This window comes from Kitasatospora sp. MAP12-44 (genome assembly GCF_029892095.1).
Lineage (GTDB): Bacteria > Actinomycetota > Actinomycetes > Streptomycetales > Streptomycetaceae > Kitasatospora.
Genome location: NZ_JARZAE010000004.1, coordinates 6,578,074 through 6,600,112, shown reverse-complemented (window position 1 = coordinate 6,600,112; position 22,039 = coordinate 6,578,074). Strand labels below are relative to the sequence as shown.

Genomic DNA, 22,039 nt, shown 5'->3' with positions numbered 1-22,039 from the left:
CCCAAGTCACGCACGGGCGGCTCAATGCCCCTCCGTGCCGCGGTTGGAGGAACCATGGGCGTTGACCACGATCACGACGTACGAACCAGCGTCTTCGTAGCTGTACCGGAGTCGGTGCCGATAGCGCGGCGTTTCGCCGTGGATGCCGCCCGAAAGAGTGGCTGGGCCGAGACGGACGTGATCGCGCTGCTCGTCAGCGAGTTGGCTACCAACTCGGTGCACGCCGCAGGGGCGTTCGCCGTCGTCGTCTTCACCCCCTGCGAGGACGATGCCGGCCACCTGCGCCTGCGGATGGAGGTGGTGGACGACTGCCTGGTACGGCCGGTCGACCGGGGCATGGCGCCGGACTCGGCCGAGTCGGGGCGCGGCATCCCCATCGTGGCGGCGCTCGCTGAGGAGTGGCACTCCGAGGAGCGGGGGAACGGCAAGGCCGTCTGCATCACCCTCAGGGAGGAGGCCCAGCATGAGCGTAGACGCCGATACCGGGCGGGCAACTCCCCTGCTGCACTCGCCTCCTGACGTGCCATGCGAAGGGGCGAGCGCCCTGTCGGCCGAACGACTGCTCGCCTGGTGCGGGCGCCGGTGGACCACCCGAGCCAAGCCCTGCCCGCTTCACTGGCCGAATTGCCCACTGTGCAAGGCCAATTGATCAACTCTACCGAGAAGGAGCAGCACGCATGACTCACGCCACCGCCGACCAGCCGTTCAGCCTCCGTGACGCGCGGGCCGAGCTGCGCCGCCTGGGACGGGCGGCCGACAGGCAGGCCCGAAGCGGCGCGTCCGAGGAGGAGCTGGATGTCACGCTGAGGGCGATGCGCGCTGTGCACGAGCGCATCGCGGCTGGTTCATCTTCCTCGTCAGGTCCAGCGTGTTGAGAGGTCAGATCACCGGCGGACGGCCCAGCCGCGTCATCCGCACCACCGTGCTCCACCGCATCGGACGTCGCGGAGGACAGGCCGTCCGAACCCCCTCGAAGAACCCGGACCACCACGCCCTGAGCCCGGACAGCGGCGGCCGGCGGACCAGCGTGTACAGCGCCCAGGAGGTGAGGTAGACCGGCACGAGGACGGCGGGCAGGTGCCGCTTGGCCAGCCAGACCCGGTTGCGTGCCGTCATCCGGTAGTAAGCGGCGTGACGGGCCGGGTCGGTGCGGGGGTGCTGCAACACCATGTCGGCCCGGTAGTGGATCTCCCATCCGGCATCGAACGCGCGCCAGGCGAAGTCCGTCTCCTCGTGCGCATAGAAGAACGGCGCCGGGAAGTCGCCGACCTGGTCGATCACGCTCATCCGGATGCCGTGGCCGCCGCCCAGGAAGGTGGTGACCTCCCCGGACACCATCGCATCCGAGGCACCGAAGCGGGGAACGTGCCGACGCTGCGTGAACCCGGTCTCGTCCGCGATCCGGAAGGACACCACCCCGAGACGCGGGTTCTGCTCGAAGGCTTCCCGGATCAGCCGGAAGGTGTCGTTCCTGGGCAGCAGCCCGTCATCGTCGAGGACCACCAGGACGTCTACGCCGCCGAGTTCGCGCAGCCGCTGCACACCGGCGTTCCGGCCACCGGGAATGCCCAGGTTCTCCGGCAGTTCCACGGCATCCACCCACGTCGGCAGCTCCGGGAGCCTCACCCCCTGCCCGAGCACCACCGTCCTGACGCCCTCGCCCTCCTGGGCCGCCACCGACTCCAGGAGCGCAAACAGCTCCTGCTGCCGATCGCCCATCGTCAGCACCACCACGCCCAACGTGACGCCCGTCGCACCCGAACCCATCGAGGAGCCTCCATGATCTCGCGGACACCGGACCCTGCGGAGGTAACGCCGTTGCGCGTACTCGCCGAGACCGCCCGGCAGCCGGCCCACCAGTCCCGGTGTCCGGCAACGATGCTGCCACAGGTCTACCGTCGGACTGTCGCCGGAATCAGGCGACGGTCCGGCGGTAGACCTGTCGTGAACCGCCTTCAGGGCCCGGAGTCGTGACCTCGGCGGCAGCGAAGCCGAGACGCTCGTAGAAGGCACGCGCCCCGCTGGCCACGGCGCCCGGGTGGTCCGCCCCGAAGGTGACCACCTCGATGCTGGTACCCGGCCCCCGGGCGAAGCTCCGTGCCGCCTCTGCCATCAGCGCACGGCCTACGCCCTTGCCGCGCGCCTGCTCCGAGACGACGAGCCAGTGGACGTGATTGGTCGGGGCCTTCGCGCCGAACAGGAGGCCGCCGAGGAGACCTGGCTGCTCCGAGGACACGGCGACAAGTGCCGTGGAGCGGCGGATGTGCTTGTCCACCGCGGCGCGGAAACCGGGGTCCTCCACCATCGGGCCGAACCAGTGCTCCACCTGGGCCGCCAGGCCGAGGAAGCCGGCGCTGTCCTGCTCACCTGCACGTCTGACGATCATTCGAGCAGTCTGGCAGCAACAGGGCACAGGCTGGCCGATGGGGCACTGACATGACAAGTGGGCGGGTGTAGTGGGTTCCCCCCATCAGGGGTTTGGGAGAACCGACTGCACCCGCCCATCAGCGACCAGGCGGCTAGGCAGCCCAAACCCACTCGTTCGCGTGGCGGTTGCGGCGGCCGCGGAGCCAGAGGAGGAAGCAGATCGGGATGGTGGCGATCAGTGGGAGCAGGGCCAGGCCCCAGCTCAGGGTCAGCGAGGGGCCCGGGCGGGGGCCGACCGGGAGGGCGAGGGTGCCGGTGCCGGAGCCGGAGGAGCCGTCGACGGTGAACTGGAGCTTCCAGGTGCCCTGGGCGGGGAGCTGGTAGGTGTCCAGGCCCCAGCGGCTGTGGTCGCGGGTGTAGACGCGCAGCATGTGGTCGGTGTTGCGGCGGTGCAGGAAGTCCGTTCCGGCCGGCGAGTACATGGTGAGCGCGGCCTTGTGGCCGGCGATGCCGCCGTCGGGCAGGAAGGTGAAGTCGAGCGCCTTGTCCGCGAGTACCGGCCACTCGGAGAACGAGACCTGCACCTGGTACGGGCCGGCCGTGACGTACTCCGAGTGCACCACGGGCGCCGGGCCGACGGCCTGCGCGGCCGGGGCGGTGCTCAGCGCCAGCACGGTGACGGCGGCGGCTGCGGCCACGGCCCGGCGCAGCACAGCGCGCACAGCGCTCAGCGCGCTCATCCTGGTCCACATATCAGTTCTCCACGACGGTCAGCGGGGCCGGGGCGGGCTCCTGGGCGGGCAGCGGCTGGGCAGGCAGCGGCTGGGCGTCGTCCAGGCCGGTGAGCCGGCGCAGCGGGAACGAGAAGCGGTAGCCGAGCAGCGCGGCTCCGGCGCTCAGCAGGCCGGCCAGCGCGAGCGTGGTCGGGGTGAGCTGGTCCTTGATCTGCAGGCCGTAGACGACGGCCATCGCCACACCGAGCACACCGCCGGCGATCACCAGCGCGCGCTGCGGTGAGGCCTTGGCACGGCAGCGGTTGAGCAGGACGAGGTCGAGCAGGATCGCGATCAGCGGCAGCACCAGCGGGTCCAGCGCCGGCATCTGCGGCACGGTGGAGACACCGTCGCGGAACGGCAGGCCCACGCTGGCGGCGTAGGTGCTGGTGGCCCACGGGACGAAGAGCCACTGGAGGCCGACGATCGCCCCGAAGGCGAGGCCGGTCAGGCTGACCCACCCGGGCCGGCGCACCACGCAGCCCACCAGCGTCAGCGTCAGGAAGGCCACCGTGGTGACCGAGACCTCGAACGGCTGCGCCCAGAACAGTGCGAAGACCACGGTGATCATGGAGAGCGCCGAGCTCAGCACCAGGCCCACCCGGCCGAACAGGGTCTGGTGCTGGGCCGCGAAGACCACGATGGTGCCCACGCAGATCGCCACGCCGCCCAGCGCGAGGCCCACGTGCGGCGGCGAGTTGAGGGTCACGTCGAAGCCGTACTCGGTGTGCCACCACAGGTCGGCCATGCCGTAGAAGAGGTCGACGGCGCCGCCGATCCCGGCGATCAGGAAGCCGACCGGCGCGCGGAAGGTGCCGAGCACCTTGACCGCGACGGTGCCGTCGCTCTGCTCGGGGGCGCGGCGCTCGGCGCCGGTGCGCAGCAGCACCACGATGGCGGCGGCGAACCCGGCCACCGAGGGACCCGCGTAGATCAGCAGGTGCGGCAGGGTCAGGAAGGTGTCGGGGCCGACGTCGTTGTGCCACTGGACGTCCCAGACCACGCCGAAGCCCTGGGAGATCATGCAGATCAGCATGAGCAGTCCGCCGATCTGCTCCGCCCGCGGGACGCTGCGGGCGGAGACAGGAACGGGGACAGGAACGGGGAGGGCGGCGGGAACGGAAGCGGCGGCGGAAAGGCCAGCGGTAGCGGATTCTGTTGCGGTTGCGGTCAAGGTCAACTCTCATTTCTTCCAGGGCCGGGAACGCCGCAGGGCCGCCGGGGGAAGCGGCCCTGCGAGTTCAAGGGGACGGGCAGTGGGGGCCGGTCCGGGGTGCTGGTCAGACCGCCGCGTTCTCGTCCATCCAGCTGCGCAGGCTGGCCGGACGCATGTCGGTCCAGACCTCGGCGATGTGGGACAGGCACTCCTCGCGGGTGCCCTGGGTGCCCTCCGCGCGCCAGCCGGCCGGCAGGTCGCGGTCGCTCCACCAGATCGAGTACTGCTCCTCGTGGTTGAGGACGACGCGATACGTCGGCGCGTCGGTCGCGGTCACGGACATGGGTGCTCCTCGGGATGATGGCTGGTGGCTTGGGGTGAGGGCCCGGTGGGACGGCGCCCTTCTGGTACTGACTACCTTCGAGCGGCGCGCTATACCGCTCCTATATCCAGCAACCGCCCGCCGGCGCCGGCGGTGGCGGTGGCGGAGGTGCTGCCGGCGAGATCGGCGTCCAGGCCGCGGGCGAGGCGCCGGACCATCTCCTCGACCAGCAGCTGCGGGGTGGCCAGATTGAGCCGCAGGAAGCCCGGACTGCCGTAGCCGGCGCCGTCGCTGACGGCCAGGCCGCCCACGCTCAGCACCCGCTCGGCCAGCTCGTCCGCGCCGAGGCCGAGCCGGTCCGCCGTGCGGCGGCAGTCCAGCCAGGCCAGGTAGGTGGCATCCGGCAGGTGGTAGCCGAGCTCCCCCAGGCCGTGCGCGGGGAGCAGCTCGGCGAGCAGCCGCCGGTTGCCGTCCAGGTAGCGCAGGGTCTGGCTCAGCCAGCGGTCGCCGACGGTGAAGGCCGCCTCGCTGGCCGCCGCGCCGAAGATGCCCACGCCGTCGCGCAGCCGCGAGGGTTGGGCCAGCAGCGCGTCCGCCGTGCCGGGGCCGTTCGGCACCCCGAACGCGCACTTCAGGCCGGCCACGTTCCAGCCCTTGCTGGCCGAGATCCCGGTGACGCTGCGGACCTGCTGGGCGGCCGGCAGCGAGGCGAACGGCACGTGCCGGCGTCCGGCGAAGACCAGCGGGCTGTGCACCTCGTCGCAGAGCACCGTCACGCCGTAGGTGCGGGCCAGTTCGGCGATCGCCGTCAGCTCCGTCACCGAGCAGACCATGCCGGTGGGGTTGTGCGGGTTGCACAGGATGTAGATCCGGGCGCCGGCCCGGAACGCCCGCTCCAACCCCACCAGGTCCAGCTGCCAGCGCCCCTCGCGCAGCAGCATCGGGTTGGGCACCAGCTCGCGGCCGCGCTCGGCCACCGCCTCGAAGAACGAGGGGTAGGCCGGGATGTCCACCACCACCGCGTCGCCGACCTCCGAGAAGGCCTCGATGCCGGCCTCCAGCACCCGCATCACGTCCGCGTAGAACAGGATCCGGGACGGCGGCACCCACCACTCGTAGCTGCGCAGCAGCCAACCGGACAGCGCCGCCTGCGCCGGACTGTCGTCGGTGTACGAGAAGGCGTAGCCCATGTCCCCGCTGGCGGCCAGCCGGCCGACCGCCGTACGGATCTCCTGGGCGACCGGGAAGTCCATCTCGGCGATGTAGACCGGCTGCACGCCGGAGTCGTGGCGGCGCCACTTCTCGCTGGTCCGGGTCCGCAGCGCCGCCAACGCGGAGTGGGGATCGGTGGATTCGGCGATCGGGGTCACACTGAGCGAATGAAGGGCTTTCCCGGTCATCCTGGTTCTGTCCCTTTCTCTACGCGGCCCGCGCCGCGGCGGCGGCGTCCTCGCGGGCCTGGTTGCGGGCGGTCGGGCTGGTCGTGACCGTGACGGTGAGCAGCAGCATCAGCACGCTGATCACCAGGCCGGTCCAGGCGATCCCCATCGAGTCGAGCAGTCGTCCGGCGGCCAGCGCGCCCAGCGCGTTGGCACCCGAGGCGAGGAAGCGGCCGGTGCCGTTCACCCGGCCCTGGAGCTCGTCCGGCGTGTTCTGCACCTGGTAGGTCCAGGCCGTCACGTTGAACACCCCGGAGACCAGGGCGATCCCGAAGAGCACCGCGGCCAGTTCGGCGGGCTGGCGGATGAAGACGACGGAGGGGATCAGCAGCGTCCAGGCCGTGCAACCCACCACGAAGGTGGTGCGCAGGCTGAACCGCTTGGACCAGCGCGGCGCCAGCAGGGCGCCGACCAGGCCGCCCGAGCCGCCCACCGCCATCACCGTGCCGACCATCGCCGCCGGATCGCCGTGCCGGCGCACGATCACCATCACGGTCAGCATCAGCATCTGGAAGATCAGGTTGCTGGCGGCGAACATCCCCACCAGCACCCGGGCGAAGCGGTGCTGCCAGAGCCAGCGGACGCCCTCGCGGATCTCCACGTGCAGTGCCTTCGGCGGGCCGCTCACGGCCGGGCGGAAGTTGCCGCGCAGGAAGAGCAGGCAGATCACGGCCGCCAGGTCGGCCACCGCCGTGAAGGCGAACGGCATCCAGCGGGCGAGCATGAAGAGCAGGCCGCTGCCGGGCTGGCCGACCAGCCCGATCGCCGCGCCGCGCGCCTCGTTCTGCGCCATCGCGGTGGACAGCTGCTCGGGCGGCACCACGTTGCGCACGGTGGCGCGCTCGGCGAGGTCGTAGAAGATGCCCCGGGTGACCTCGATGAAGGCCGCGAGCATCAGCTGCGGGATCCAGACGTGGCCGAAGAAGACCGCCAGCGCGACGCCGGTGATCGACAGCCCGCCGAGCACGTCGCACCAGAGCATCAGCTTGCGGCGGTCCCAACGGTCGACCAGGGCGCCGGCCGGGAGCTGGATCAGGAAGTTGGGCAGGGCGCCGGCGAAGGTCACCAGGCCGGTCAGGGTGGCCGAGTTGGTGTACCAGAGGGCCAGCAGCGGATAGGCCGTCATGCCGATGGTCGCGCCGAAGCGGGAGACTCCCGCGCCCAGCCAGAGCCGGATGAAGGCGGCGTTGCGGCGCAGCGGCTTGAGCGGCGCGGCTGCGGGAAGCTCGGCGTCGGCGTCGGCGTCGGTGTCGACGTCCGGGGGGGTCAGGGTGTCACTCACCGTGGGTCTCCCCGAGGTTGGCGCCGGCCACGACCTGCTGCTGCTGCTGCGCTTCGGCGGCGCGGGACTCGCGCTCCTGCGCGGCGTCGGTCGCCTGCCGCCACAGGGTCGAGAACCTGGTCTGGGTGGGCCAGAGGCTGGTGAGGATCTTGGTCACCAGCTCGCGCCCGGTGGTCGCGTTGGTCAGCAGTACCGCGCCCAGCCCCGCGTTCAGCCGCAGGCCGAACATGGCCTGGAAGCCGGTCGCCTGGCCACCGTGGCCGATCTCGAGATCTGCTCCGGTGTTGTCGATGATCGTGCTCCATCCATAGGGGCGGTCGGGTTGCGGTGTGAGCATCTGCTGCGCCAGGGCTTGCGGGAGGAAGGCGTCCGGGAGCCCCAGGTAGGAGCGCCGCACCGCCACGGTCAGTCGGGCGATGTCGCCGGCCGTGCTCCACAGCGCGCCGGCCGCCAGCTCCGGCATCACCTGGTAGCCGCCGGGGACGGGGACGTTGCCGACCTCGTGGCCCCGGGCGTACGGGCGGGCCCCCTCGCGCACGAAGGCGGGGTCGTAGCTGCTGTCCGCCATGCCCAGCGGCTCCAGCACCAGCCGCTGCATCAGGGCCGCGAACGGCTCGCCGGTGAGGTCGGACATCACCTGCTGGACGACCGAGAAGTTGAGCGCGGTCATCGCGAACACCTCGCCGGGCGCGTGGGCGAAGGTCACCGGCGAGGCCGGCGGCTGCCCGTGCAGGATCTCCAGCACCGAGGGGATCGGCTCGCCCGGCTCGTAGCGCTTGAACGGCGGCTGGACGGCGAACCCGGCGCTGTGCGACAGCAGGTGGCGCAGGGTCACCCGGGGTGCCGGGTCGCCGGGGATGCGCCAGGAGGTGAGGTAGCGGTTGACGTCCTCGTCGAGGTCGACGCCGCCCTGCTCGACCAGCTTCAGCAGGCCGACCGTGGTCAGGTGCTTGCTGATCGAACCGGCCGCGAAGAGCGTGCCGGGGGTGACCGGCTGGTCCCCGCCCGCGGTGAGGGTGCCGAAGGTCTCGACCTCTGCCACCTCGCCGTCGCGGATCAGCGCCAGGCTGGCGCCGGGGATGCCGTGCCTGGTCATCTCCTCGGCCAGCTTCTGCGGCGTGGCCGAAGCGCTGGCCGAGGCGGTGCGGGAGGGCTTGATGGAGGCAACGGGCTGCGCCTTGGGGGCGCGCGGAGCGTTCTCCAGCAGCGCGGCGAGCTCGGCGAGTTGCTCGTCGGCCAGCCGGCGGACGGTCTGCGCGTCGTGCACCGAGGCGCTGTGCGTCCAGCGGACGTAGAGCTGGCCGTCGTGCACCCGGGCGTCCACGTCCAGCAGCCTGGGCCGCTGGGCCTGGGCCGGGCGGACCGGCTCGATCAGCTGCGGGACGAAGACCAGCGGCAGCTCGGCGGACTCCGTGGAATCGGCCGGCTCGATGGCCTGCGGGGCGGGCTCGGTGAAGGTGAACCCCACCTCCGGCTGCGGCAGGAAGGCCAGGTCCTCCGCGAGGTCCTGGTCCGCACCGTAGCGCAGCAGGCCGTAGCCGAAGCGCGGCTCCGGCAGCGCCTGCAACTGGCGGGCCACCGCTCGCAGTTGAGCGGGTGCCTGGCGGTTCTGCGGCAGCCACAGGGTGAGCGGGAAGCGGTCGGCGAGCAGGCCGACGGTGCCGGCCGCGTCCGCCGCCTCGCGCGGGTCCGCCGTGACGTCCAGGCTGATCCGCTCGCCGCCCGCCCAACGGGCCAGCGTGCGGCCCAGCGCGGTGAGCAGCAGTGCCTGCGGGTCGTCGGCGGCCAGCAGCGCCTCGGTGAGGGCGGCCGGCAGCGCGGCGCTGAGCGTGCGCGCCTCGCCGTGGGTGTTCACGCCGTCGGCGTGGTCCCTCGGCAGAGCAACGCCCGGCTGCTGGTCCAGCCAGGCCTGGGCGTGCCCGGCCGGCGCCTCGGCGGCGGCCAGCTCGGCCAACTCCCCAGCCAGCACGGACAGCGGGGCCGCCACCGGCGCGGGCTGCGCCGCCTGGTCACCCGCGGCCAGCAGCTGGTGGGCCTGGTTCAACTCGTTCACCAGGACCGGCCAGGAGACCTGGTCGATGGCCAAGTCGTGGACGGTGAGCCACAGTTCCGGCAGGACGTCGGTGTTGAGCATCTTGGCCGAGCCGAAGTGGAAGAGCGAGGCGCGCAGCACCGGCCCGTGCTCCGGGTCGACCAGCGTGGCCGCCTCGGCCACCGCCTGGGCGATCGCCGCCGAGCGGTGCTCGGCCGGGACCTCGCCAAGCTCGACCACCCGCAGCAGCTCGGCGTCCTCCGTGCCGGCGATCGCCGCCGTGGCACCCGCCTGCGGCGACCAGCGCAGCCGCAGCGCCTCGTGCCGGGCAACCAGCGCGTGCAGCGCCCGCTCCAGCAGCTCGGCGTCCGGCCGGTGGCTGAGCGAGAGCCGGACGGACTGGCCGCCCAACACCCCCTCGGTCGCACGCCGCTGGGCCGGCGTCAGGGCCAACTCCACCGACTCCTCGGCGGATCCGCTGATCAGCATGGCCAACTCGGCCAGCGTCTTGGACTGGTAGAGCATCCAGAGCGACAGCTCCAGGGACTCCCGGCGGGCGATCGGCAGCATCCGGACGGCCCGGATCGAGTCGCCGCCCAGCTCGAAGAAGCTGTCGTCGATGCCGATCCGATCCACGTCCAGGCGCAGCACCTCGGCCCAGACCCGGGCGATCCGCCGCTCGGTCGCGCTCCGCGGCGCCACCCGGTCGGCGCCGGCCAGTGCGGCCAACTCCGGTACCGGCAGCGCGCGGTGGTCCAGCTTGCCGTTCGGCGTCAGCGGCACCCTGTCGATCACCACGAAGGCCGCGGGCACCATGTAGGACGGCAGCTCGGAGGCCAGTGCCGAGCGCAGCCCGGCCGGCTCCAGCACCGTCTCGCCCTCGGCCACCACGTAGGCGGCCAGCGTCTTGTCACCGGGGACGTCCTCGCGGGCGATCGCCACGGCGTCGCGCACGCCTGGGAGCTGGCGCAACCGCGCCTGGATCTCCCCGAGTTCGATCCGGTAGCCGCGGATCTTCACCTGGGTGTCGATTCGGCCGAGGAACTCCAGCGTCCCGTCCGGCAGCAGCCGGGCCAGGTCGCCCGAGCGGTAGAGCCGGGCGCCGGGCTCGCCGTACGGGTCCGGCACGAAGCGCTCGGCGGTCAGGTCCGGACGGCCGCGGTAGCCGCGGGCGACGGCCGGTCCGCCGACGTGGATCTCGCCGGGCACCCCGACCGGCACCAGGTTGCCCCGACGGTCGAAGAGGTGGATCTTCTGGTCGCCCAGCGGGGTGCCGATCACGCTCAGCGTGGGGCGGCTGAGGTCGCGGTCGCCCAGCTGGTGGCGGACCGAGTACACGCTGGTCTCGGTGATGCCGTACATGTTGACCAGCGCCGGCTGCTCCAGGCCCAGGCGCTGGGCCCAGGGCAGCAGTTCGGACATGTCCAGGCGCTCGCCGGCGAACACCACCGCCCGCAGCGCGATCCGTCCGACCCGGTCGTCCTGGGCCAGTGCGGCCAGGCCCCGGAACGCGGTGGGCGTCTGGCAGACCACGGTGATCTGCTCGGCGACCAGCACGTCCAGGAAGTCCTCGGGCGAGCGGGCGATCTCGGGTGCGATCACCACCAGGCGGCCGCCGTGCAGCAGCGCGCCCCACATCTCCCACACCGAGGTGTCGAAGGCGTACGAGTGGAACATCGCCCAGACGTCCGCCTCGCGGAAGGTGAACTCCCGCTCGGAGGTGCGGAACAGGCGCATCACGTTGGCGTGGGTCAGGCCCACGCCCTTCGGGGTGCCGGTCGATCCCGAGGTGTAGAGCACATAGGCCAGGTTGGCCGGGGAGGTCCGGTTCACCGGGTCGGTGGCCGGCCGCGCGGCGATCGCCTCGCGGTCCGCCGCCCGGTCGACGACCACCAGCTCGCCGGGGTAGGACTTCGCCAGCTCCGCCGCGTACCCGGAGCTGGTCAGCACCACCGGCGCCTGGGTGTCGGCGAGGATCTGGGTGAGCCGGCCCATCGGGTTGGCCGGGTCCAGCGAGACATACGCCGCACCGGACTTGAGGATGCCGAGCAGGGCCGGCAGCAGCTCCGGACCGCGGTCCAGGCAGAGCCCGACCAGCGAGTCCGTCCCCACCCCCAGGTCGCGCAGGTGGTGCGCGACCCGGTTGGCCCTCTCGTTCAACTCGCGGTACGTCAGGCGGTCCTGGCCGGCGACCACGGCGACGGTGTCGGGGTGGGCGGCCACCCGCTGCAGGAACGCCTCGTGGACGGTCAGCTCGACCGGCTCCGGCTGCAGGCTCCCGCTGCCGGCGAGCAGGACACGGGCCTGCTCGGCGGCCGGCAGGACACCGCTGGTGGCAGGGCCGTGTGGGTCGGCGGCCATGCACTCCAGCACGTGGCGGTACATCCCGCGCAGCCGGTCGGCGTAGTCGTGGGTCACCGTGTCGGTGGCGCTGATGATGTTGAACGCGCCGTTGGAGGCGATCACATGGAACGCGAAGTCCGTCGCGACCGAGTTCCGCTCGGACCCGGCGTCCACCAGCGAGCTGTCCATCTGGTGGAAGTCGTGGAACTCCAGCATCACCGAGACCAGGCGCTGCGTGTTGCCGGCCGCGGCCTGGATGGCGGGCAGCGGGTAGCGGCGGTGGCTCCAGACCTCGATCTCCCGGGCGTAGGTCTGCTCGACCAGCTCGACCCAGGTGTCCGGGGTGCCGCTGTGCGGGAACGGCAGGGTGTTGAGGTGCATGCCCAGAACGCGATCTGCGCCCGCCTCCTCCAGGCGTCCGTGGCAGACCAGGCCGGCGTGGAAGGACTCCTCGGCGGTGAGCGCGCTCATCACCTTCAGGTGGGCGGAGAGCAGCACGGTCTTGAGCGAGGCGCCGGCCTGGGTGGCCAGGGCGCGCAGGCGCTCCTCGATGTCGCGGAAGTCCACCTGGACCCGGTAGCGCTCCACCGGGCTGTCCTGGTCACCCCAGCTCTCCGGGATGGCCATCGGGGTGTGGGTGTCGGTGATCTCCTTCCAGAAGGACTGGTCCTCCGGGCTGTCCAGGGACTCCAACTCGGCTGCGATGTAGTCGGCGTAGCGGACCACCGGCGAGATGTACTCCGGCAGCGGCTCGCCGTCGCGGACGGCGTGGTAGGCCGCCAGGATCTCCATCAGCAGGGAGTGGTAGCTCCATCCCTCGGTGATCGCGTTGCAGTGCGTGAAGGTCAGGCGCCAGGCCTCCGACTCCAGGTGGATGCCGATCCGCAGCAGCGGAGCCGTGGCCAGGTCGAAGAGCGTGTCGCGCTCCTCGATGGCGAAGGCGAAACCGGCCTGCTCCATCTCCTGTGGGTTCAGCCCGCGCAGGTCGTGCACGGCGATCGGGATCTGCGCCACCTCGTGCACCAGCTGGAGCGGCTGCGAGTAGCCGGCCAGGTGGATCGAGGTCCGCAGGGTCTCGTGCCGGGCCGAGACGATGTCGACGGCGGTGCGCAGGGAATGCTGATCGAGCTCCCGACTGTCCGGCAGGCGGAAGGAGTTCACGCTGTGGTAGGTGTTCCGGTCCGGGTTGGCCAGCATCTCGGCGAGCATGCCGGTCTGGATCTGGGAGAGCGGGTAGGCGTCGGAGATGCCGACCGGGACGGCGGCGCGGTCCTCGGGGCTGATCAGGGTGAACGGCTCGACGCTGCGGAAGGGCTGCATCTCGGCGTCGCTGGCGGTGCTGTTGGCGGCCAGGGCGGCGATCGTGCGGTGAGCAAAAATGTCGCGGATGGTGAGGTTGTGGCCCTTCTCGCGCAGGGCGCCGGTGAGGCGGACGGCGCGGATCGAGTCGCCGCCGAGGTCGAAGAAGCTGTCGGCGGTGCTGATCGTGTCCAGGTCCAGGCCCAGGACGTCCGCCCAGGCGGCGGCGAAGAGCTTCTCGGTGTCGGTGGCGGGTGCGACGTGCTCGGCGCTGGCGTAGGCGTCGCGGCCGGGGGTGGGGAGGGCCTTGGTGTCGAGCTTGCCGTTGGTGGTGAGGGGGATGCGGTCGAGGGTGAGGAAGGCGCTCGGGATCATGTAGTCGGGCAGGACGGCGGCGAGGTCCTCGCGCACGGTGTCGGGGGTGGTGCCGACGAGGTAGGCGAGGAGGGTGTTGTCGCGGGCGATGACGACCGCGTCCTCGATGCCGTCCAGGCGGCGGAGCTGGTTGGTGATCTCCCCGAGTTCGATGCGGTAGCCGTTGATCTTCACCTGGGTGTCGATGCGGCCCAGGAACTCAAGGCTGCCGTCGGCGAGGCGGCGGGCGAGGTCGCCGGTGCGGTAGAGGCGGGATCCGGCGGGGCCGTAGGGGTTGGGGATGAACTTCTCGGCGGTCAGGTCGGGGCGGTTGAGGTAGCCGCGCGTCACGCCGGCGCCGGAGATGTGCACCTCGCCGGGGACCCCGACCGGCGCCAGGGCGCCGAAGGCGTCCAGGACGTGCATCGCCGTGTTGGGGATCGGCTCGCCGAGTGGGATGGTGCTCAGCTCGCTGGTGGCCTGCTGGCCGGAGTTGCCGATGGTGATCTCGGTGGGGCCGTACTCCGTCGCCAGGACCGTCTCCGTGCCCGCCAGGGTGCGCCAGCGCTCGGCCAGTTCGGTGGTGAACGTGTCACCGGCCGCGATCACCTGCCCGGCCAGCGTGGACGCCTGCTCGGCGGACAGCTGGTGGGTGAGCAGCTCCAGGTGGGCGGGGGTGAGCTTGATGAAGCTGTACGGCGCGCGGGCACTGAGCGCCTGCGCGAGGTCGGCGGTGTCCAGGTCGTGCGGCAGGAGGTGGACGGGCTGGCCGGTGACCAGCGGGGTGAAGATGTTCGGGATCCCGAGGTCGAAAGTGATCGGCGAGAAGAGCGGCGCACCGCCGGGGGTGGTCGCGTAGGTGGCCTTGGTGAAGGCCAGGTAGTTCGCCAGGCCGCCGTGGTGGGCCATCACGCCCTTCGGCGTGCCGGTCGAGCCCGAGGTGTAGATGATGTAGGCCAGGTTGTCCGGCTGGGTGCTGCGGGCCGGAGCGGTGACGACCGGGTGGGTGTCGAGGGGCTCGTCCAGCAGGACCAGTCGGCCCTGGAACACCCCTGCCAGCAGCCCGAGTTGGCCCGTGGTGGTGACCACCAGCGGAGCCGCGGTGTCGGCCAGGATGTGCGCCAGCCGCTCGGCGGGCAGCTTCGGGTCCAGCGGCAGGTACGGGGATCCCGCCTTCCAGGCCGCGAGCAGGCCCGCGATCAGGTCGGTGGAACGCTCCAGCAGCACGCCGACCGGGATGTCCGGGCCGGCGCCCAGCGCCAGCAGCTGGTGGGCGATGGCGTTGGCCCGCTCGTCCAGCTCGGCGTAGGTGAGCTCCTGGTCCCCGAAGGTGACCGCGATCGCAGTTGGCGTCGCCGCCGCCTGCGCCTCGAACTGGTCCAGCGTCAGCGGCTGTTCGGCCGCCGAGGGAGCGGTTCCCAGAGCCAGCAGAGCGGTTTCCTCGGCGGCCGGGACAGCGCCGTCGAGGGCCGAACCCTCCGGGTCGGCGGCCATCGCCTCCAGCACGCCCCGGTACATCGCGACCAGGCGCTCGGCGGACTCGCGGCTCAGCACGTCGGTGCCGGTGGCGAGGTTCACATAGCCGTTGATCGCGGTGACGTTCAACGCGAACTCGTTGGGAGCAGCGTGGAATTCGGCCTCCACATCGACCCGGTCGGTGTCGACCTGGTGGAAGTCGAGGTACTCGAAGATCACGCTGATCAGTCGCTCCGCCCCGACCCCGACCCCGGCCGCGCGCTGCACGGACGGCAGCGGGTAGCGGCGGTGGCCCCAGATCTCCGTCTCCCGGGCGAAGACCTGGCGGACCAGCTCCGCCCAGGTCGCCGGCGTCCCACTCGAACGGAACGGAACCGGAAGGGTGTTGAGGTGCATGCCCAGCACCTTCTCGGCGCCCGGCGCCTCCAGGCGGCCGTGCACGACCAGGCCGGTGTGGAAGGCGTCCTCGCTGCTCAGCGCGCCCATCACCTTGAGGTGCGCGGCGAGCAGGACGGTCTTCAGCGAGGCCCCGGCCCGGCGGGCCAGCGTGCGCAGGCCGTCCTCCAGGTCGCGGTACGGCACCATGGCGCGGTGGGGCTCGCGCGGTCCGTCCGCGTCGCCCCACGCCTCGGGCAGGGCGACCGGGGTGTGGGTGTCGGTGATCTCCTTCCAGTACGCCTGGTCCTCCGGGCTGTCCAGAGACTCCAACTCGGCGGCGATGTAGTCGGCGTAGCGGACGGCGGGGGCGTCGTAGGCGGGCAGCGGCTCACCGTCGCGGATGGCGCGGTAGGCGTCCAGCAGCTCCATGGTGAAGCTGTGCATGGACCAGCCCTCGGTGACGGCGTGGCAGTGGGTGAAGCTCAGCCGCCAGGCGTCGTCGGCCTCGACGTACGCGCCGATCCGCAGCAGCGGAGCCGTCGCGATGTCGAATCCGGCGGCGCGCTCGTCGGCCAGGACCTTGAGGCCGAAGGCGAGACGGCTGGCGTCGTCCAGGTGGCGCAGGTCCTGCGTGGTGATCGGGATGTCGACGGTGGTGTGGACGAGCTGGAGGGGCTGGGAGTAGTCGGTCAGGTGGGTGGAGGTGCGCAGGATGTCGTGGCGGGCGACGACCGCGTCGGCGGCCTGGCGCAGCGCCTCGGGTGAGAAGGGCTTCGGGTCGGGGATCCGGTAGAAGCTGACGTCCAGGTAGTTGCGCTTCTCCTCGTCGGCCAGCATCTCGACGAGCATGCCGGTCTGGATCTGGGAGAGCGGGTAGGCGTCGTCGATGCCGGCCGGGACGGCGGCGCGGTCCTCGGGGCTGATCAGGGTGAACGGCTCGACGCTGCGGAAGGGCTGCATCTCGGCGTCGCCGGCGGTGCTGTTGGCGGCCAGGGCGGCGATCGTGCGGTGAGCAAAAATGTCGCGGATGGTGAGGTTGTGGCCCTTCTCGCGCAGGGCGCCGGTCAGGCGCACGGCGCGGATCGAGTCGCCGCCGAGGTCGAAGAAGCTGTCGGCGGTGCTGATCGTCTCGGGGTCCAGGCTCAGGACGTCTGCCCAGGCGGCGGCGAAGAGCTTCTCGGTGTCGGTGGTGGGGGCGACGTGCTCGGCGCTGGCGTAGGCGTCACGGCCGGGGAGCGGGAGGGCCTTGGTGTCGAGCTTGCCGTTGTTGGTGAGGGGGATGCGGTCGAGGGTGAGGAAGGCGCTCGGGATCATGTAGTCGGGCAGGACGGCGGCGAGGTCCTCGCGCACGGTGTCGGGGGTGGTGCCGACGAGATAGGCGAGGAGGGTGTTGTCGCGGGCAATGACGACCGCGTCCTCGATGCCGTCCAGGCGGCGGAGCTGGTTGGTGATCTCGCCGAGTTCGATGCGGTAGCCGTTGATCTTGACCTGGGTGTCGATCCGGCCCAGGAACTCAAGGCTGCCATCGGCGAGGCGGCGGGCGAGGTCGCCGGTGCGGTAGAGGCGGCTGCCGGCGGGGCCGTAGGGGTTGGGGATGAACTTCTCGGCGGTCAGGTCGGGGCGGTTCAGGTAGCCGCGGGTGACGCCGGCGCCGGAGATGTGCACCTCGCCCGGGACCCCGACCGGCGCCAGCGCGCCGAAGGCGTCCAGAACGTGCATCGCCGTGTTCGGGATCGGCTCACCCAGCGGGATGGTGCTCAGCTCGCTGGTCGCGACCTGGCCGGAGTTGCCGACGGTGATCTCCGTCGGACCGTACTCCGTCGCCAGGACCGTCTCCGTGCCCGCGAGCCGGCGCCAGCGCTCGGCGAGATCGGTGGTGAACGTGTCGCCGGCCGCGATCACCTGACCGGCCAGGCCGGACGCCTGCTCGGCGGTCAACTGGTGGGTGAGCAGCTCCAGGTGGGCGGGGGTGAGCTTGATGAAGCTGTACGGCGCCCCGGCAGCCAGGGCAGCGCCGAGGTCGGCGGTGTCCAGGTCGTGCGCCAGCAGGTGCACCGGCTGACCGGTCACCAGCGGGGTGAAGATGTTCGGGATGCCGAGGTCGAAGGTGATCGGCGAGAACAGCGGCGCACCACCGGGAGCCGTCGCGTAGGTGGCGGCGGTGAAGGCCAGGTAGTTGGCCAGGCCCTCGTGGTGGGCCAGCACACCCTTCGGCGTACCCGTCGAGCCGGAGGTGTAGATGACGTAGGCGACATCCAGCGGGTGGATCGACCGCTTGGGCGCGGTCGCCTCCGAGCCGTCGACGGCGTCCAGCAGCACCAGCCGCGCCCCCGTCCCGGGCAGCGTCGACGCCAGCGCGGAGGTCGTCAGGACGACCTGCGCCGCCGTGTCGGTCAGGATGTGCGTCAGCCGCTCGGCCGGGAGCTTCGGGTCCAGCGGCAGATACGCCGCCCCCGCCTTCCACGCCGCCAGCAGACCCGCCACCAGGTCCGTCGAACGCTCCAGGTGGATACCCACCGGACCGTCCACGCCCAGCGCCAGCAGCTCGCGGGCGATCCGGTTGGCCCGCCCGTCCAGCTCCCGGTAGGTCATCTCCCGCTCACCGAAGACCACCGCGACGGCCTCCGGCGTGACCGCCGCCTGACCCTCGAACCGGTCGATCACCAGGTCCGCCACTGGCCGGTCGACAGCCGTACCAAGCGCCAGCAGACGGGCCTGCTCGCCCGCCGGGACGACCGCGCCCAGCGGGCTGCCGTCCGCGTCGGCGGCCATCGCCACGAGCACCGTCCGGTACATCGCCGCCAGCTGCTGCGCGCTCTCGTGGGTGAGGGTGCGGGTGGTGCCGGTGAGCTGGATCCGCCCGTTCTGGGCGATGGTGTTGAGCGCGAACTCGTTGACCGCGCCGCCGATGGTGCCGGCGGTGTCGACCTTGCCGGTGTCGACCTGGTGGAAGTCCAGGTAGTCGAAGAGGACGGTGATCAGTCGGTCCGCGCCCGAGGCGCGCTGGATGGCCGGCAGCGGGTGGCGCCGGTGACCCCAGATCTCCGTCTCGGCGGCGTAGGTCTGCTCGACCAACTCGGCCCAGCTGCGCGCGGTGTGCGCGAACGGGATCGGCAGGGTGTTCAGGTGCATACCCAACACCCGCTCGGCTCCAGGAACTTCGAGCCGCCCGTGGGTCACCAGACCGGTGTGGAAGGCGCTCTCGGTGGTGAGCGAGCTCAGCACCTTCAGGTGGGCCGCCAGCAGCACGGTCTTGAGCGAAGCGCCGGCTCGGGTGGCCAGCGCCCGCAGGTCGCCCTCAAGGTCGGTGAAGACGGCCTCGGCCCGCACCGGCTCGGCCTCGCCGGCCGTGGTGCCCCAAGCCTCGGGCAGGGTGAGCGGGGCGTGGGCGTCGGTGATGCCCTGCCAGAACGCGCGGTCCTCGTCGCTGTCCAGGGACTCCAGCTCGGCGGCGATGAAGTCCGCATACCTGACCGTGAGTTCCTCGAAGGCGGGCTGCTCCTGGCCGTCCCGGATGGCCCGGTAGGCGGTGAGGAGTTCCATGGTCAGGGAGTTGAGGCTCCAGCCCTCGGTGATCGCGTGGCTCTGGGTCAGGGTGAGGCGCCAGGCGGCGTCGGACTCCAGGTGCACGGTCACCCGCAGCAGCGGGGCCGAGGCCATGTCCAGCCCGCGGGCCCGCTCGGCACCGGCCCAGGCGAGCTCGCTCTCACGCTGGGTGGCCTCATCCATCCCGCGCAGGTCGTGGACCGCAACGGGAACGTCCACCTCGGCGTGCACCAGCTGCACCGGCTCGCTGAAGCCCTCCAGGTGCATCGAGGTGCGCAGGATGTCGTGACGCTGCACGACGACCCGCAGCGCGGCCTCCAGCGCGGCCGGCGAGAACGCCTGGTCGTCGGGGACCAGGAAGGAGTTGATGTTGATGTAGGTACCGCGCTCGGCGCTGGTCAGCATCTCGACGAGCATGCCGGTCTGCACCTGGGAGAGCGGGTAGGCGTCGACCACACCGGTCGGCAGCGCCGCCCGGTCCGTGGCATCGATCAACTCGAACGGCGCCACCGGCACGAACGCCGTGGCTCCCGAGCCCGGCACCGCGCAGAGGGCGAGCCGCGCGATGGTGCGGTGCTCGAAGATGTCGCGGATGGTCAGTACATGGCCCAACTCGCGCAGCGCACCGGTCAGTCGGACGGCGCGGATCGAGTCGCCGCCGAGGTCGAAGAAGCTGTCGTGGACGCTGACCTGCTCGGCGTCCATGCGCAGCACCTCGGCCCAGGCGCGGGCGATGTCCTGCTCGACCGGCGTACGCGGCGCGACCAGCTGGGTGCTCGCCAGCGCCTTCCGGTCGGGGGCGGGCAGAGCGCGGGCGTCGAGCTTGCCGTTGCTGGTCAGCGGGATGCGGTCGATGGCGACGAACGCGCCGGGGACCATGTAGTCGGGCAGCGCGGCCGCGAGGTGGGCGCGCAGCTCGATCGGGTCGAGCGCCGCGTCGTCGGCGAGGACCACGTAGGCGGCGAGGGTCTTGTCGCCGGGGATGTCCTCGCGGGCGATGACGGCGGCGTCGCGGACCGAGGTGTGGGTGCGCAGCTGGTTGGTGATTTCGCCCAGTTCGATGCGGTAGCCGCGGATCTTGACCTGGGTGTCGATGCGTCCCAGGCATTCCAGGCTGCCGTCCTCCAGGCGGCGGGCGAGGTCGCCGGAGCGGTAGAGGCGGGCTCCGGGCGGGCCGAAGGGGTCCGGGACGAAGCGCTCGGCCGTCAGCTCGGGGCGGCCCAGGTAGCCGCGGGCCACGCCGGCGCCGCCGACGTAGATCTCCCCGGGCACGCCGACCGGCACCAGGTTGCCCTGCTCGTCCAGGAGGTGGATCGCCAGGTCGGAGAGCGGGCGGCCGACGAAGCTGCGGTTGGGCTGGGCCAGGTCCAGCTCGCCCAGCTCGTGGTACGTCGAGTGGACGGTCGTCTCGGTGATGCCGTACATGTTCACCAGCACCGGGCCCGACAGGCCCAACCGGTCCGTCCACGGCAGCAGGTCCCCGGTCTCCAGCCGCTCACCGGCGAACACCACCGCCCGCAGGCCCAGTTCATCGATCCGCGGATCCCCCGCCGCCGCCAACGCCGTCAGCGAACGGAACGCCGTGGGCGTCTGGCACAGCACCGAAACCCGCTCCGCGACCAGCAGGTCCAGGAACTCATCCGGCGAGCGCAGCGTGTCGAACGACGCCACCACCAGACGGCCGCCGTGCAGCAGCGCACCCCACATCTCCCACACCGACACGTCGAACGCGTAGGAATGGAACAGCGTCCACACGTCCTCGGACGAGAACGTGAAGTCGTGATCGGCCGAACGCAGCAGCCGCAGCACGTTCGCGTGGCTCAACGCCACACCCTTGGGCCGACCCGTCGAACCGGAGGTGTAGATGACGTAGATCAGGTTGTCCGGCGTTGCCACCGGCACGGGGTTGACCGACGGGCGGCTCGCGATCGCAGCGGCATCCGTGTCCAGCAGGACGCGCGTCCCCGCGTAGTCCGCCGGCACGCTCTCCAGCACCGAGGTGGTCACCAGCAGCGAGGCGCCAGCGTCCTCCAGGATGTAGCCGAGGCGCTCGGCCGGGTTGGCCGGGTCCAGCGGGAGGTAGGCCGCACCGGACTTGAGGACACCGATCAGCGCGGGCAGCAGGTCAAGACCGCGCTCCAGCGAGACACCCACCAACTGGTCAGGGCCAGCGCCCAGTTCACGCAGGTGGTGCGCGATCCGGTTCGCCCGCTCGTTCAGCTCCCGGTACGACAGCTCCACACCCTCGAAGACGATCGCGACCGCATCCGGTGTCCGCTCAGCCTGCGCCTCGAAGGCCTCGTGCACGCAGCGCTCCACCGGCTCCGGAACCACCGGGTTCCACTCGGCGAGCAGGCGCGCGGCCTCGGCCGGCGCGAACACGCCAGCCGTCGCCGTGGCCATCGGGTCGGCGGCCATCGACTCCAGCACGTGGCGGTACATGCCCGCCAGGCGCTCCGCGTTGGAGCGGCTGACGACCTCGGTGGACCCGATGATGTTGACCGCCTCGGCGCTGCCGGAGACGTGCAGTTCGAACTCGGTGGCGCCGTCGATCAGCGTCGCCCGGACGTCGACCTTGTCGGTGTCCACGTGGTGGAAGTCGATGAAGTCGAACATGACCGGGATCAGCCGCTGCTGGCTGCCGGTGTCGCGCTGGATGGCGGGCAGCGGGTACCGGCGGGTGCCCCACGCCTCGAGCTCGCGGGCGTAGGTGTTCTGCACCAGCTGAACCCAGGTGCGCGCGGAGCCGGTGGTGAAGCCGATCGGCAGGGTGTTGAGGTGCATGCCCAGGACCTTTTCGGCGCCCGGGACTTCGAGTCGGCCGTGGGTCACCAGGCCGGTGTGGAAGGCGGTCTCGGTGGTGAGCGAGCTCAGCACCTTGAGGTGCGCCGCGAGCAGCACGGTCTTCAGCGAGGCGCCGGCCTGGGTGGCCAGGGCGCGCAGGCCGTCCTCGATGTCCGTGAAGCGGACGGGGACGCGGTAGCGCTCGGCCGGGCTGTCCTGGTCGCCCCAGGTCTCCGGGACGGTGAACGGGACGTGGGCGTCGGTGACGCCCTTCCAGTACGCCCGGTCCTCGGCGCTGTCCAACGACTCCAACTCGGCCGCGATGTAGTCGGCGTAGCGCACGACCGGCGCGTCGTAGGCGGGCTGCTGCTCGCCGTCGCGGACGGCGCGGTAGACGTCCAGGATCTCCATCAGCATGGAGTGGTAGCTCCAGCCCTCGGTGATCGCGTGGCTCTGGGTGAAGGTCAACCGCCACGCCTCGTCGGACT

At 71.6% G+C, this 22,039-nt stretch carries 9 protein-coding genes (1 of these 9 cut by a window edge); 1 reads left to right on the top strand and 8 read right to left on the bottom strand.

Going from position 1 to position 22,039, the window contains the following annotated elements; translation table 11 throughout:
* The first annotated feature begins 54 nt into the window (after positions 1-54).
* Complete coding sequence (locus P3T34_RS29955; RefSeq protein WP_280669148.1) at positions 55-519, top strand: ATP-binding protein; 465 nt, start codon at positions 55-57, stop codon at positions 517-519.
* A 360-nt stretch (positions 520-879) separates the two neighbouring features.
* Here P3T34_RS29955 and P3T34_RS29950 read toward each other — a convergent pair whose 3' ends face one another.
* The 8 genes from P3T34_RS29950 to P3T34_RS29915 form a co-directional block, all read right to left on the bottom strand.
* The gene (locus P3T34_RS29950) at positions 880-1,767 is read right to left on the bottom strand and encodes a glycosyltransferase family 2 protein (RefSeq protein WP_280669147.1); all 888 of its coding nucleotides are present in this window, start codon (positions 1,765-1,767) and stop codon (positions 880-882) included.
* Positions 1,768-1,915: 148 nt separating this feature from the next.
* Complete coding sequence (locus tag P3T34_RS29945; protein WP_280669146.1) at positions 1,916-2,386, bottom strand: GNAT family N-acetyltransferase; 471 nt, start codon at positions 2,384-2,386, stop codon at positions 1,916-1,918.
* Positions 2,387-2,519: 133 nt separating this feature from the next.
* Entirely contained in the window at positions 2,520-3,119 is a 600-nt protein-coding gene (locus P3T34_RS29940; protein ID WP_280669145.1) for a hypothetical protein, read from the bottom strand.
* A gap of 1 nt (position 3,120) precedes the next feature.
* Positions 3,121-4,164 (bottom strand): hypothetical protein, encoded by a 1,044-nt coding sequence (locus tag P3T34_RS29935; RefSeq protein ID WP_280669144.1) that lies wholly within the window; start codon positions 4,162-4,164, stop codon positions 3,121-3,123.
* A gap of 256 nt (positions 4,165-4,420) precedes the next feature.
* Positions 4,421-4,639 carry an MbtH family NRPS accessory protein gene (locus tag P3T34_RS29930; protein WP_280669143.1) on the bottom strand — a complete coding sequence of 73 codons (219 nt, stop codon included), beginning with the start codon at positions 4,637-4,639 and terminating at the stop codon, positions 4,421-4,423.
* An 89-nt stretch (positions 4,640-4,728) separates the two neighbouring features.
* Positions 4,729-6,018, bottom strand: coding sequence for an aminotransferase class I/II-fold pyridoxal phosphate-dependent enzyme (locus P3T34_RS29925; RefSeq protein ID WP_280669142.1), 1,290 nt, complete (start codon positions 6,016-6,018; stop codon positions 4,729-4,731).
* Between the two features lie 19 nt (positions 6,019-6,037).
* Positions 6,038-7,339, bottom strand: a complete 1,302-nt coding sequence (locus tag P3T34_RS29920; RefSeq protein WP_280669141.1) for an MFS transporter — start codon at positions 7,337-7,339, stop codon at positions 6,038-6,040.
* A protein-coding gene (locus P3T34_RS29915) for a non-ribosomal peptide synthetase (RefSeq protein ID WP_280669140.1) crosses the window boundary here: on the bottom strand, positions 7,332-22,039 show its 3' portion. It continues 6,865 nt past the right edge of the window; only the last 14,708 of its 21,573 coding nucleotides appear in the window; the start codon falls outside the window, past its right edge; the stop codon is at positions 7,332-7,334. The genes P3T34_RS29920 and P3T34_RS29915 overlap by 8 nt, the downstream gene beginning before the upstream one ends.

Bases quoted from the DNA above. Each gene is read 5' to 3' on its own strand.
- P3T34_RS29925 (WP_280669142.1), bottom strand. From the start codon at position 6,018: ATGACCGGGAAAGCCCTTCATTCGCTCAGTGTGACCCCGATCGCCGAA.
- P3T34_RS29950 (WP_280669147.1), bottom strand. From the start codon at position 1,767: ATGGGTTCGGGTGCGACGGGCGTCACGTTGGGCGTGGTGGTGCTGACG.
- P3T34_RS29930 (WP_280669143.1), bottom strand. From the start codon at position 4,639: ATGTCCGTGACCGCGACCGACGCGCCGACGTATCGCGTCGTCCTCAAC.
- P3T34_RS29940 (WP_280669145.1), bottom strand. From the start codon at position 3,119: ATGTGGACCAGGATGAGCGCGCTGAGCGCTGTGCGCGCTGTGCTGCGC.
- P3T34_RS29935 (WP_280669144.1), bottom strand. From the start codon at position 4,164: ATGATCTCCCAGGGCTTCGGCGTGGTCTGGGACGTCCAGTGGCACAAC.
- P3T34_RS29955 (WP_280669148.1), top strand. From the start codon at position 55: ATGGGCGTTGACCACGATCACGACGTACGAACCAGCGTCTTCGTAGCT.
- P3T34_RS29945 (WP_280669146.1), bottom strand. From the start codon at position 2,386: ATGATCGTCAGACGTGCAGGTGAGCAGGACAGCGCCGGCTTCCTCGGC.